The organism is Streptomyces sp. SDr-06 (genome assembly GCF_003324565.1).
Taxonomy (GTDB): domain Bacteria; phylum Actinomycetota; class Actinomycetes; order Streptomycetales; family Streptomycetaceae; genus Streptomyces.
This window is the reverse complement of sequence record NZ_QOLA01000033.1, coordinates 43,980-56,953: the sequence shown is the minus strand read 5'-3', so window position 1 is coordinate 56,953 and position 12,974 is coordinate 43,980. Positions and strand designations below refer to the sequence as shown.

The 12,974-nt window shown below is 72.0% G+C and carries 13 protein-coding genes; 10 read left to right on the top strand and 3 right to left on the bottom strand.

All coding sequences use genetic code 11. The features are described from left to right. Positions 1–322 precede the first annotated feature (322 nt). From DT019_RS36350 to DT019_RS36340, 3 genes are all read left to right on the top strand, one after another. Positions 323–1,168 (top strand): GNAT family N-acetyltransferase, encoded by an 846-nt coding sequence (locus tag DT019_RS36350; protein WP_189390248.1) that lies wholly within the window; start codon positions 323–325, stop codon positions 1,166–1,168. 15 nt (positions 1,169–1,183) lie between these two features. Beyond that, positions 1,184–1,747, top strand: coding sequence for a GNAT family N-acetyltransferase (locus DT019_RS36345; RefSeq protein WP_114041273.1), 564 nt, complete (start codon positions 1,184–1,186; stop codon positions 1,745–1,747). Between the two features lie 91 nt (positions 1,748–1,838). Then, a complete protein-coding gene (locus DT019_RS36340) occupies positions 1,839–3,539 on the top strand; it encodes a proline--tRNA ligase (protein WP_114041272.1) in 1,701 nt (566 codons plus the stop codon). Between the two features lie 237 nt (positions 3,540–3,776). Here DT019_RS36340 and DT019_RS36335 read toward each other — a convergent pair whose 3' ends face one another. The 3 genes from DT019_RS36335 to DT019_RS36325 are packed head-to-tail and all read right to left on the bottom strand — an operon-like array spanning position 3,777 to position 5,632. Beyond that, complete coding sequence (locus DT019_RS36335) at positions 3,777–4,676, bottom strand: aminoglycoside phosphotransferase family protein (protein WP_114041271.1); 900 nt, start codon at positions 4,674–4,676, stop codon at positions 3,777–3,779. Positions 4,677–4,715: 39 nt separating this feature from the next. Then, positions 4,716–5,162 (bottom strand): ferritin-like domain-containing protein, encoded by a 447-nt coding sequence (locus tag DT019_RS36330; protein ID WP_114041270.1) that lies wholly within the window; start codon positions 5,160–5,162, stop codon positions 4,716–4,718. After that, positions 5,159–5,632: a hypothetical protein gene (locus DT019_RS36325; RefSeq protein ID WP_317617848.1), complete on the bottom strand. Its 474-nt coding sequence runs from the start codon at positions 5,630–5,632 to the stop codon at positions 5,159–5,161. The genes DT019_RS36330 and DT019_RS36325 overlap by 4 nt, the downstream gene beginning before the upstream one ends. Before the next feature lie 233 nt (positions 5,633–5,865). Here DT019_RS36325 and rimP point away from each other — a divergent pair, with 233 nt between their 5' ends. The 7 genes from rimP (at position 5,866) to truB (ending at position 12,917) form a co-directional block, all read left to right on the top strand. Next, positions 5,866–6,402 carry a ribosome maturation factor RimP gene (gene rimP, locus DT019_RS36320; RefSeq protein WP_114041268.1) on the top strand — a complete coding sequence of 179 codons (537 nt, stop codon included), beginning with the start codon at positions 5,866–5,868 and terminating at the stop codon, positions 6,400–6,402. 2 nt (positions 6,403–6,404) lie between these two features. Beyond that, positions 6,405–7,394, top strand: a complete 990-nt coding sequence (nusA, locus tag DT019_RS36315; RefSeq protein WP_114041267.1) for a transcription termination factor NusA — start codon at positions 6,405–6,407, stop codon at positions 7,392–7,394. A gap of 126 nt (positions 7,395–7,520) precedes the next feature. After that, positions 7,521–7,799 (top strand): YlxR family protein, encoded by a 279-nt coding sequence (locus tag DT019_RS36310; RefSeq protein WP_114041266.1) that lies wholly within the window; start codon positions 7,521–7,523, stop codon positions 7,797–7,799. Between the two features lie 148 nt (positions 7,800–7,947). Beyond that, complete coding sequence (gene infB / locus DT019_RS36305; protein WP_114041265.1) at positions 7,948–11,067, top strand: translation initiation factor IF-2; 3,120 nt, start codon at positions 7,948–7,950, stop codon at positions 11,065–11,067. Between the two features lie 177 nt (positions 11,068–11,244). Further along, entirely contained in the window at positions 11,245–11,538 is a 294-nt protein-coding gene (locus tag DT019_RS36300) for a DUF503 domain-containing protein (RefSeq protein ID WP_114041264.1), read from the top strand. 33 nt (positions 11,539–11,571) lie between these two features. Continuing rightward, positions 11,572–12,015 (top strand): 30S ribosome-binding factor RbfA, encoded by a 444-nt coding sequence (gene rbfA / locus DT019_RS36295; protein WP_114041263.1) that lies wholly within the window; start codon positions 11,572–11,574, stop codon positions 12,013–12,015. Further along, positions 12,012–12,917 carry a tRNA pseudouridine(55) synthase TruB gene (truB, locus tag DT019_RS36290; protein WP_114041262.1) on the top strand — a complete coding sequence of 302 codons (906 nt, stop codon included), beginning with the start codon at positions 12,012–12,014 and terminating at the stop codon, positions 12,915–12,917. Before rbfA ends, truB begins: the two co-directional genes overlap by 4 nt. The last annotated feature ends 57 nt before the right edge of the window (positions 12,918–12,974 follow it).

The following is a 12,974-nucleotide window of genomic DNA, read 5'->3' as shown; positions in this document are numbered from 1 at the left end:
AGCCCGTCATGGGGGTCCCCCCTGGCCCTTAAGGCCTTGGGGGAGTTTGAGGACGAGCGCCGTTCAGGCGCGAACGGGGGTGCAGGGGGCGGAGCCCCCGCCGGGGTTCGAGGGGCGGAGCCCCTCAAGGGGGTTTGGGGGCGCAGCCCTAAAGGCTCAGCCCATCCAACCCCCGCACGGGCGGGTGGGTGGGCAAGCGACCCCGGGGTCTGGGGCGGAGCCCCGGGGTTTGGCTCACCGGCCCGTGGGGGCAGGGGCGGCGCGGGTGGGACGGTGGCGGGTACAGTGCGGAGATCAGCAGACCGTACCGTGAGGCCCCCTCGTGTTGACGCAGACCACCACCCGGGTCCTCGAACCCGGCGACCTCGGCGCGGCGCTCGCCATCCTGGAGAGCGACCCGGTCGCCAATGCCTTCGTGACCTCCCGCGTGCAGATCGCCGGCCTCGACCCCTGGCGGCTGGGCGGCGAGATGTGGGGCTGGTACGCCGACGGCCGGCTGCGCTCCCTGTGCTACTCCGGCGCCAACCTCGTACCGATCTGCGCGACGCCCGAGGCGGTACGCTCCTTCGCCGACCGCGCCCGCCGCACCGGCCGCCGCTGTTCTTCGATCGTCGGCCCCGCCGAGCCCACGGCCGAGCTGTGGCGGCTGCTCGAACCGCACTGGGGCCCGGCCCGCGAGGTACGTCCGCACCAGCCGCTGATGGTCGCCGAGAAGATGCCCGAGGACATCGTCCCGGACCCCTACGTCCGCCGGATCCGCAAGGACGAGATGGACGTGATCATGCCGGCCTGCGTCGCCATGTTCACCGAGGAGGTCGGCGTCTCCCCGCTCGCGGGCGACGGCGGGCTGCTCTACCAGGCCCGCGTCGCCGAACTCGTCGGCTCGGGGCGTTCGTTCGCCCGCATCGAGGACGGCAAGGTCGTCTTCAAGGCCGAGATCGGCGCCGCCACCAACCAGGCCTGCCAGATCCAGGGCGTCTGGGTCGCCCCCGAACACCGGGGCAAGGGCCTTTCGGCCACCGGAATGGCGGCCGTCCTGCGCTACGCGCTGGCGGACGTGGCCCCGGTCGTGAGTCTGTACGTGAACGACTTCAACGCCCCCGCCAGGGCCTGCTACCGACGGGTCGGTTTCCGTGAGACCGGGGCGTTCATGAGCGTGCTGTTCTGAGGTTAGGGTGCGGCCATGCCTGCTGACTCTGACGTACTGGTCGGACCGCTCGACCTCGCGGCCCGCGTGGACGAGGCCCTCGCCGTACAGGCGGTCGCCTTCGGACTCAGCGCCGAGGAGGTCGGGGTGCGCCGCCACATCGTGCTGCGCCACCTGTCCTACCCGGGAGCCAGGGCGCTCGGCGCCACCACCGCCGACGGCCGCCTGGCGGGCTTCGTGTACGGGATGCCCAACGACCGGGCCCACTGGTGGTCCACCGTCGTCGAACCGTATCTGCGCAACAACGGCGCCGAATGGTGGCTGGACGACTCCTTCGTGATCACGGAGCTGCACGTCCACCCCGCCTTCCAGGGCCGGGGCCTGGGCCGCGCGCTCATCACCACCATCACCGACACCGCCACCGAGCCCCGCTCGATCCTCTCCGCGATCGACACGGAGAGCCCCGCCCGCGCCCTGTACCGGTCGCTCGGCTACATCGACCTGGCCGGCCAGGTCCACTTCCCGAGCGCGGCACGACCGTACGCCGTGATGGGCGCCCCCCTCCCGCTGCTGCGCCACGGGCCCGAGGAATACCGGTAGCCACGGAATTTCCGTTAAACGGATTTCCGCGCACTCGGGAGGCCCGGATAACCTCCAGGCATCACCCCGTGCACGTACAGGAGAGAAATCCATGGCAGCCGCCCAGGTTCAGCGCATGTCCCGTCTGCTGGCCAAGACATTGCGCGACGACCCGGCGGACGCCGAGACGCTCAGCCACAAGCTCCTGGTCCGCGCCGGTTACGTCCGGCGCAACGCCGCCGGCATCTGGACCTGGCTGCCGCTCGGCAAGAAGGTCCTGGACAACATCTCCACCGTCGTGCGCGAGGAGATGGACGCCATCGGCGCGCAGGAGGTCCTGCTTCCCGCGCTGCTGCCCAAGGACGCGTACGAGGCGAGCGGCCGCTGGGAGGAGTACGGCGACCTGCTGTTCCGGCTCAAGGACCGCAAGGGCGGCGAGTACCTGCTCGGCCCGACGCACGAAGAGATCTTCACGCAGACGGTCAAGGACCAGTGCACGTCCTACAAGGACCTGCCGGTCATGCTGTACCAGATCCAGACCAAGTACCGCGACGAGGCCCGCCCGCGCTCCGGCGTGCTGCGCGGCCGCGAATTCCAGATGAAGGACTCGTACTCCTTCGACACCACCGACGAGGGCCTCGCTGAGTCGTACGCGCTGCACCGCGCCGCCTACCAGAAGATCTTCGCGCGCCTGGGCCTGGACTACCGCATCGTGTCCGCCGTCTCCGGCGCCATGGGCGGCTCCGCGTCCGAGGAGTTCCTGGCCCCGGCCGCCGCGGGCGAGGACACTTTCGTGGACTGCCCGGCCTGCGCGTACGCGGCGAACACCGAGGCCGTGACCTTCGTGGCCGCCCCGGTCGACGGCTCGGCGCACGGCCCGGTCGAGGAGCTCGCCACCCCCGACACCCCCACCATCGAGACCCTCGCCGCCCACCTGGGCGTCCCGGCCTCGGCCACCCTGAAGAACCTGCTGGTCAAGGTGGACGGCGAGATCGTCGCCGTCGGCGTCCCGGGCGACCGCGAGGTCGACCTCGGCAAGCTCGGCGAGCACCTGGCCCCCGCCGTCGTGGAGCTCGTGACCGCCGAGGACTTCGCGGACCGCCCCGACCTGGTGCGCGGCTACGTCGGCCCGCAGGGTCTGGAGAAGGTCCGCTACATCGCCGACCCGCGCGTCGCGCCCGGCACCGCGTGGATCACCGGTGCCAACAAGCCGGACACCCACGCCCGGAACGTGGTCTGCGGCCGTGACTTCGAGGTCGACGACTACCTCGACGTCGTGGTGGTCGAGGAGGGCGACCCCTGCCCCTCCTGCGGCGCCGGTCTGAAGCTCGACCGCGCGATCGAGATCGGCCACATCTTCCAGCTCGGCCGCAAGTACGCCGACACCTTCCAGCTCGACGTCCTCGGCAAGGAGGGCAAGCCGGTCCGGGTCACGATGGGGTCGTACGGCATCGGCGTCTCCCGCGCGGTGGCGGCGCTCGCCGAGCAGACGGCGGACGACAAGGGGCTGTGCTGGCCGGCCGAGATCGCCCCGGCGGACGTGCACGTCGTCGCCGCCGGCAAGGCGGCCCAGGTCGAGGCCGCCCTCGACGCGGCCGAGCAGCTGCGTGCGGCCGGGCTGCGGGTCCTGGTCGACGACCGGGCCGGGGTTTCGCCGGGTGTGAAGTTCACCGACGCCGAGCTGATCGGGGTGCCGCAGATCCTGGTCGCGGGGCGCCGGGTCGCCGAGGGTGTCTTCGAGCTGAAGGATCGGCGTAGTGGTGAGCGCGAGGAGCTTCCGCTGGCGGAGGCGGTGGCTCGGCTGTCCGCCTGAGCTGTCCGCCTGACGGGATGGTTTTCCCCACCCCGCCCCTTCCCGTGACCCTCCGGGGGTGGGGTGGGGCCGGGGGAGGGCTGGCGTGCGGGCCGTGCGTGGCTGTTCGCGCAGTTCCCCGCGCCCCCAACCCTCGTTCACCTGCGGACCGTGCTCGCTTCTCGCGCAGTTCCCCGCACCCCTGGGCAGTGTCGGTGGTGGGCAGGGGTGGCGTCTTCGGGGGCGGCGCCCAGGGGGTTATAGCCAGCCAGCGAATTCCAGGAGGAGTTCCGCGTCGCCGTGGCGGCCCGCTGTTCGGGCGCGCAGGCCTGATTCCACCGCGCGGAACAGGGTCCAGCCGTGCAGCCGGTCGGCGTCGACGTCCAGGGAGTCCGCGAGCTTCTTGACGCGGCGGCGGGCGGCCGAGGGCCCGCTCGGTGCCGCGATGAGGTCCTCCACCCGGTCCCGCACCAACCGCGCCAGGTCGTAGGCCCGTTCGCCCACGAGCGGCTCGGGCCCCACCGTGAGCCAGGGCGCGCGCTCGCCCGAAAGCACCTTGCTCTGGCGGAAGTTGCCGTGCAGGAGCAGCAACTCGGGCGTGTTCGCGGCGAGTTCGTCGCGGGCCGCGAGCGCCGCCGCAACCAGCGGCGCCAGTTCGGCGTCCTGCGGCGTCCGCATCGGCACGCTCTGGCGCTCGGTGCGCTCGGCCACCGTCTCGAAGGCGTGGCCGCCGGGCGGCTCGACCCACAGGCGCCGCACCGTGCCGGCGGCTTCGAGCAGTGCCTTCGCCTCGGGCAGCGAGCGCAGCGACACCTCGGGGTGCAGCCGCTCCAGGAGCAGCGCGTCGTCGGGGGCGCCGTCCTCCATCAACTGGGCCGCGCCCCAGCCGTTCCAGTGTGCCAGGGCCGCGCGCTCCAGGTCCGGGCGGGCGAAGGAGGGGGCGACCTTGAGGGCGGCGGGGGAGCCGTCCGGGCGGTGGACGAGCGCGACCAGGCTGGAGCGGCCTCCCGGCGCCTGCACCCGGTCGACGGTGAGCTCGCGCCGGGCCGCCGACTCCTCGGCCACCGCGGGCAGCCGGTCCAGCCAGGGCCCGGCCAGCGCGTCCCCGTACGTCTCGCCGAGCGCGCGGACCAGCCGCTCAGGCGGTTCGAAAGCCATGCGTGTATTGCCCCTTGCTCAGGTACTAGCCGGTGGAACTCAGGTACTGGCCGGTGGAACCGGTGCGCTCGGGCGTTCCGCGAGCCCAGGAAAGGCTACGCTGCCGCCCCGCCAGCGCACGGCCCGCACCGCCGCCTCCCGCAGGGCGGCGGCCGCCTCCTGGCGCAGCGGCCCCTCGGCGGCCCGGACGAGGTCGGAGTAGACGTCGGCCACCCGGTCCTCCAGCTCGGCGGCGAGCCGCAGCGCGGCCGCGGCGTCCGGCACGGCGAACGGCAGGGCGTAGGCCGCGGCCGCCGCCACCGGCGATCCGCCCAGGTCACGCACCGTACGGGCCAGGGAGTCCCGGCGCGATCGGTGCCCGGCGTAGGCCTCGCGGGCCTCGCTCGCCCGGGTGTCGGTGAGCCGCCCGCCGAGCACGCCGTACCCGTACACCGCCGCGTGTTCGGCGGCGAGCGCGGCCTGGGACGCCTCCAGGGTCGGGTTCATCGGGCACCGCCGCCGAGGAGGTAGGCGTGGCCCGCCCCGGAGGCCGCGATCGAGGCGAGCAGCCGGGCGAGCTCCGGTGGAGCGGTGGCCAGCGCCGCCAACTGGGCGTCGGAGGTGCGGCGTTCGGCCTCGGCGAGCTCCTTGACGGCCTCGTCGGCGTCGGTGGGGACCGGCGAGAGCGCGCCCGGAGCCGTGGGAGAGGGGGGCGTCGGGGACGGCGGTGCGGCCGGTGCGAGCGCGGTGGTGTGCTGTGCGGCCTGGTCGCGCAGCGGCGCGAGCCGGGTGTGCAGCGCCGGATGCATCGTGAGGACCGCGTCGTACTGGGTGACCAGCGCCCGGCTGGCGGCCGCGGTCCGCGCGCGCAGCGCCGCCTCCGCTCGGGCCGCCGCCTCGCGCGACCCGGTCGCGGAACCGCTCGTGCCGCCGCCGGAGCAGCCCGCCAGCACACCTGCGGCCGCCGCTCCCGTCACGGCCAGCACACGCCTTCGCGTGGTCCCCGGGTGCCCCACGTGTCTCTCCCCTGTGTGCCGTCCGCCGGTGACCGGCTGATCACCGCAGGCGAGCGTACCCGCGGGCCCCGGGCCGTGGACGGCAACACCCTCCGGGACCGGATACCCTTTGATCTGACGGCGGCCGATCGATGACGGCTGCCGTGCGCGACGACGATCCCCACAACAGCAGACGCGGCCGAGGAGTCACCCGGATGAGCACGACCCAGAGCGACAGGCTGCGCGGTCTTCTTGAACCGCTCGTCAGCGCGAAGGATCTGGACCTCGAGGAGATCGAGGTGTCCCGGGCGGGCCGTCGGCGCGTGCTGCGGATCGTGGTCGATTCCGACGAGGGCGTGGAGCTCGACGCCTGTGCCGAGCTGAGCCGGGCCGCCTCCGAGCTGCTCGACGAGAGCGACGTCATGGGCGAGGAGGAGTACGTCCTCGAGGTGACGTCTCCCGGGGCCGAGCGCCCGCTCACCGAACTCCGCCACTACCTGCGCGCCACCGGACGGCTCGCCCGGATCCAGCTGCACGACGGCGGCGAGCTGGTCGCGCGGATCCTGAAGGCCGACGACGACGGCATCGACACCGAGATCCCGGGTGTGAAGGGGCGCAAGCCCACCGCCCGCCGGATCGCCTTCGCGGACATCGCGAAGGCGCGGGTCGAGATCGAGTTCAACCGCAAGGACGGCAAGCGCGACAGCGTGAGCGACACCCAGAACGACATTGACAACGAAGAGGAGGCGTAGCCGTGGACATCGACATGAGTGCCCTGCGGGGTCTGGTCCGGGAGAAGGAGATCTCCTTCGACCTGCTGGTCGAGGCGATCGAGTCGGCGCTCCTCATCGCCTACCACCGCACCGAGGGCAGCTTCCGGCGTGCGCGCGTGAAGCTCGACCGTGAGAACGGTCATGTCACGGTGTGGGCGAAGGAAGACCCGGCCGATCTCGAAGAGGGCCAGGAGGCCAAGGAGTTCGACGACACCCCGTCGGACTTCGGCCGGATCGCGGCGAGCACCGCCAAGCAGGTCATCCTGCAGCGGCTGCGCGACGCCGAGGACGACATCACCTTCGGTGAGTTCGCCGGCCGCGAGGGCGACGTCATCACCGGCGTCGTCCAGCAGGGCAAGGACCCGAAGAACGTGCTGGTCGACATCGGCAAGATGGAGGCCATGCTGCCGGTGCAGGAGCAGGTGCCGGGCGAGGAGTACACGCACGGGCTGCGCCTTCGGACGTATGTCGTGCGGGTGGCCAAGGGTGTGCGCGGGCCGTCCGTGACGCTCTCGCGCACCCACCCCAACCTGGTCAAGAAGCTGTTCGCGCTCGAGGTCCCGGAGATCGCCGACGGTTCGGTGGAGATCTCGGCGATCGCCCGTGAGGCCGGTCACCGTACGAAGATCGCGGTGCGCTCGACGCGCAGCGGCCTCAACGCCAAGGGTGCCTGCATCGGCCCGATGGGCGGCCGGGTCCGCAACGTCATGGCCGAGCTGCACGGCGAGAAGATCGACATCGTCGACTGGTCGGACGACCCGGCCGAGATGGTGGCCAACGCGCTGTCCCCGGCCCGGGTCTCCAAGGTCGAGGTCGTGGACCTCGCCGCCCGCTCCGCGCGGGTGACCGTGCCGGACTACCAGCTCTCCCTCGCCATCGGCAAGGAGGGCCAGAACGCCCGGCTCGCCGCCCGCCTCACCGGCTGGCGCATCGACATCCGCCCGGACACCGAGCAGCCGGCCGAGGACTGACCGGCCCCCTCGGGAATAAGAAGTGGCCCTGCCCCTGCTCAAGGAGGCAGGGTGAGCTTTCCAGACAACAACCGTTCGATTTTTGCCCCACAGGGGTGAGGTCGGTGCGGGGAGGTAGACTTAAACGTGTCTGGCCGGACGCACGCCCGCGCCTGCCCTGAGCGAACCTGCGTGGGATGCCGGGAGCGAGCGGCCAAGAGCGATCTGCTGCGCATCGTGGCGGTCGAGGGTGCTTGCGCCCCTGATCCTCGCGGTACGCTGCCCGGCCGGGGTGCGTATGTACACCCCGCCTCGGTCTGTCTCGACCTGGCGGTCCGCCGCCGGGCGTTCTCCAGGGCCTTCAGGGTCAAGGAGGCGCTCGACACCGCGGCACTGCGGGAGTACGTCGAGCAGGCAGCAACGTAAGAAGAAGTACGGCACGGAATCCCGTGCGGTCAGGTACCTCGCGAGTTGGAAGTAGGTCGAGATTGCGATGAGCACTCGATGAGTACGCGATGAGTACGCCCATGAAGTAGCGACGGTCCGGCGGTAACCCGGACCTAAAAGGAGCGAAGTGGCTAAGGTCCGGGTATACGAACTCGCCAAGGAGTTCGGGGTGGAGAGCAAGGTCGTCATGGCCAAGCTCCAAGAACTCGGTGAATTCGTCCGTTCGGCGTCCTCGACGATCGAGGCGCCGGTTGTACGCAAGTTGACTGACGCGCTGCAGGGGCCCGGCGGCAACGCCGGCAAGTCCGCTGCGAAGCCCGGCGCGCCCCGCAAGGCCGCGCCTGCCAAGCCCGCGGCGCCCGCCGCGGCACGTCCTGCTGCCCCGAAGCCCGGCGCCCCGGCCCCCAAGCCGGCCCCCGCCGCGCCCGCGGCCCCGGTCACTCCGGCCGCCCCGGCGAGCAGCACCCCTTCTCCGGCTCCGGCCGCCTCGGGCCCCCGCCCGGGTCCGAAGCCCGCCCCGGCCAAGCCGGCCCCGGTCACCCCGGTGCCCGCCGCCGAGTTCTCGGCCCCGGCTCCGGCCCAGCCCGCGGCGCCCCAGGCCCCGCGTCCCGCCGGTGCCACCCCCGGCCCGCGTCCCGCCGCCTCCCGTCCGGCCCCGGCCGGCGGTCAGCGTGACGGTGGCCAGCGCGACGGTGGCCGTGGCGGCGACCGTCCGGCCCGCCCCGCGGGTCAGGGCGCACCCCGTCCGGGCGGTGCCCGTCCGGCCGGTCCGCGTCCCGGCAACAACCCCTTCACCTCCGGCGGCTCCACCGGCATGGCGCGCCCCCAGGCGCCCCGTCCCGGCGGCGGCGCGCCCCGTCCCGGCGGTGCCGGTGCCCCCGGTGGCGCCCCGCGCCCGCAGGGCGGCCCCGGCGGCGCTCCGCGTCCGCAGGGTCAGGGCGGCGCCCGTCCGAGCCCGGGCGGCATGCCCCGTCCGCAGGGCGGCGCCCCGCGTCCGGGTGGTGCTCCGGGCGGTAACCGTCCGAACCCCGGCATGATGCCGCAGCGTCCGGCCGCGAGCCCGCGTCCCGGCGGCGGCCCCGGTGGCCGTGGTCCCGGTGGCCCCGGCGGCCGTCCCGGTGGCGGCGGCGGTGCCGGTCGTCCCGGTGGTGGCGGCGGCTTCGCCGGCCGTCCGGCCGGTCCCGGTGGCGGCGGTCGTCCCGGTGGCGGCGGCGGCTTCGGCGGCCCCCGTCCGGGTGGCGGCGCTCCCGGTGGTGGCGGCGGCTTCGGCGGTCGTCCCGGCTTCCAGGGCCGTCCCGGTGGCCCGGGTGGCCGCGGTGGCACGCAGGGTGCCTTCGGCCGTCCCGGCGGGCCCGCCCGTCGTGGTCGCAAGTCGAAGCGTCAGAGGCGCCAGGAGTACGAGGCCATGCAGGCCCCGTCGGTGGGCGGCGTCATGCTGCCCCGCGGCAACGGACAGTCCGTCCGCCTGTCGCGCGGTGCCTCGCTGACCGACTTCGCCGAGAAGATCGGCGCCAACCCGGCGTCGCTCGTCGGCGTGATGATGAACCTCGGCGAGATGGTCACCGCCACGCAGTCGGTCTCCGACGAGACGCTGAAGCTGCTCGCGGACGAGATGAACTTCATCCTCGAGATCGTCAGCCCCGAGGAGGAGGACCGCGAGCTGCTCGAGTCCTTCGACATCGAGTTCGGCGAGGACGAGGGTGGCGAGGAGTCTCTCGTCGCGCGTCCGCCGGTCGTGACCGTCATGGGTCACGTCGACCACGGTAAGACCCGCCTTCTGGACGCGATCCGCAAGACGAACGTCGTGGCGGGCGAGGCCGGTGGCATCACGCAGCACATCGGTGCGTACCAGGTCACGACCGAGGTCAACGACGAAGAGCGCAAGATCACCTTCATCGACACCCCGGGTCACGAGGCGTTCACCGCCATGCGTGCCCGTGGTGCGAAGTCCACCGACATCGCGATCCTCGTGGTGGCGGCGAACGACGGTGTGATGCCCCAGACGATCGAGGCGCTGAACCACGCCAAGGCGGCCGACGTGCCGATCGTGGTCGCGGTCAACAAGATCGACGTCGAGGGCGCGGACCCGACCAAGGTGCGCGGTCAGCTGACCGAGTTCGGTCTCGTGGCCGAGGAGTACGGCGGCGACACGATGTTCGTCGACATCTCCGCCAAGCAGGGCCTCAACATCGAGTCCCTCCTGGAGGCCGTCGTCCTCACCGCCGACGCCTCGCTCGACCTGCGGGCCAACCCGGAGCAGGACGCGCAGGGCATCGCGATCGAGTCCCACCTCGACCGCGGTCGCGGCGCCGTCGCGACCGTCCTGGTCCAGCGAGGCACCCTGCGGGTCGGCGACACGATGGTGGTCGGCGACGCGTACGGCCGAGTCCGCGCGATGCTCGACGACAAGGGCGAGAACGTGGAAGAGGCGGGTCCCTCGACTCCGGTCCTCGTCCTCGGTCTCACCAACGTCCCGGGCGCCGGCGACAACTTCCTGGTCGTCGACGAGGACCGTACGGCCCGTCAGATCGCCGAGAAGCGTGCCGCTCGTGAGCGCAACGTCCGCTTCGCCCGCAAGGGCGTGCGGTTCTCCCTGGAGAACCTGGACGAGGCCCTCAAGGCCGGTCTGGTGCAGGAACTCAACCTCATCATCAAGGGCGACGCGTCCGGTTCGGTGGAGGCCCTCGAGTCCTCGCTGCTCCAGCTCGACGTCGGCGACGAGGTCGACATCCGCGTCCTGCACCGCGGCGTGGGTGCGGTCACCGAGTCGGACATCGACCTGGCGACCGGCTCCGACGCGATCGTCATCGGCTTCAACGTCCGCGCTGCCGGGCGTGCCCAGCAGATGGCGGAGCGCGAAGGCGTCGACGTCCGGTACTACTCGGTCATCTACCAGGCGATCGAAGAGATCGAAGCGGCCCTCAAGGGCATGCTCAAGCCGGAGTACGAAGAGGTCGAGCTCGGCACGGCGGAGATCCGCGAGATCTTCCGCTCGTCCAAGCTGGGCAACATCGCCGGTGTCCTGGTCCGGTCGGGCGAGGTCAAGCGCAACACCAAGGCGCGCCTGCTGCGCGATGGCAAGGTCATCGCGGAGAACCTCACCATCTCCGGTCTGCGCCGCTTCAAGGACGACGTCACCGAGATCCGCGAAGGCTTCGAGGGCGGTATCAACCTCGGAAACTTCAACGACATCAAGATCGACGACGTCATCGCGACGTACGAGATGCGCGAGAAGCCGCGCGGCTAGTCCGTGCAGCTGATCCGTACCCCTGGAGGCGCGGCCTCCTGAGGAACGAGTGTCGGGGCCGATCGGCGGAAGATATTTCCGTCGATCGGCCCCGGCCGTTCCGTGTACGGTTCTGATGTCCCTGCCAAGGCTTTGGCGGGGTCCTCTAACCCGTACCGGCGGGACATCCGGACATCCATGTATGTGGGGACACTGTCCTTCGATCTGCTCCTCGGCGACGTACGGTCGTTGAAGGAGAAACGCTCCGTCGTCCGGCCGATAGTCGCCGAACTCCAGCGCAAGTACGCGGTGAGCGCGGCGGAGGTGGGCGACCAGGACCTGCACCGCAGGGCTGAGATCGGCCTCGCGGTGGTGTCCGGCGACACGGGGCACCTGACAGACGTACTCGACCGGTGCGAGCGGCTCGTCGCCGGCCGGCCCGAGGTGGAACTGCTCTCGGTGAGACGCAGGCTCCACAGCGACGAAGACTGAACACCAAGCAAGGCTTGAGAAGGAGAAGGACCAGTGGCCGACAACGCGCGGGCGAAGAAGCTGGCGGACCTCATCCGGGAGGTGGTGGCCGAGAAGCTGCTGCGTGGCGTCAAGGACCCGCGTCTCGGAACGCATGTGACGATCACGGACACCCGGGTCACCGGCGACCTGCGGGAGGCCACGGTCTTCTACACGGTGTACGGGGACGACGAGGAGCGGGCGGCCGCCGCGGCCGGTCTGGAGAGCGCCAAGGGCATCCTGCGCTCCGCGGTCGGCTCCGCCGCCGGCACCAAGTTCACGCCCACCCTGACGTTCATCGCGGACGCCCTCCCCGAGAACGCCAAGACCATCGAGGACCTCCTCGACAAGGCACGGGCCTCGGACGCCGCGGTGCGCGAGGTGTCCTCGGGCGCCCAGTTCGCCGGTGACGCCGACCCGTACAAGAAGCCCGGCGACGAGGACGACGCCTCCGCATGAGCACCGCAGCAAAGACGCCCGACGGCCTGGTCATTGTCGACAAGCCGTCGGGCTTCACTTCGCACGACGTCGTGGCCAAGATGCGCGGCATCGCCAGGACCCGCCGCGTGGGCCACGCGGGCACCCTCGACCCGATGGCGACCGGTGTGCTCGTCCTGGGCGTGGAGCGGGCCACCAAGCTGCTCGGCCACCTCGCCCTGACCGAGAAGGAGTACCTCGGCACGATCCGGCTCGGCCAGGACACCGTCACCGACGACGCCGAGGGCGAGATCATCTCGTCCACCGACGCCTCCAAGGTGACCCGCGAGGGCATCGACGCGGGGGTCGCGGAGCTGACCGGCGCCATCATGCAGGTGCCGTCCAAGGTCTCCGCGATCAAGATCGACGGCAAGCGGTCCTACGCGCGGGTGCGTGGCGGCGAGGAGTTCGACATCCCGGCCCGTCCGGTGACCGTCTCCTCCTTCCGCGTCTACGACGTGCGCGAGGCCGTCGCCGAGGACGGCACCCCCGTCATCGACCTCGTCGTCTCCGTGGTGTGCTCCTCCGGCACCTACATCCGCGCCCTCGCCCGTGACCTCGGGGCCGGGCTCGGTGTGGGCGGACACCTCACCGCGCTGCGCCGCACCCGGGTCGGCCCCTACGGCCTGGACGCGGCCCGCACCCTGGACCAGCTCCAGGAGTCGCTCACCGTGATGCCGGTGGCCGAGGCCGCGGCCGCCGCCTTCGCGCGCTGGGACGTCGACGCGCGCCGCGGCGGGCTGCTGCTCAACGGCGTACGGCTCGACATGCCCGACGAGTACGAGGCCGGGAAGCCGGTCGGAGTGTTCGGGCCCGGGGGCACCTTCCTCGCGCTGGTCGAGAACCGGAAGGGCAAGGCCAAGAGCCTCGCCGTGTTCGGCTGAGAGACCCACCGTGGAGCGGGCGGGGCGGCCCGCTCCACGATCCCCCTCGCAAGGGGT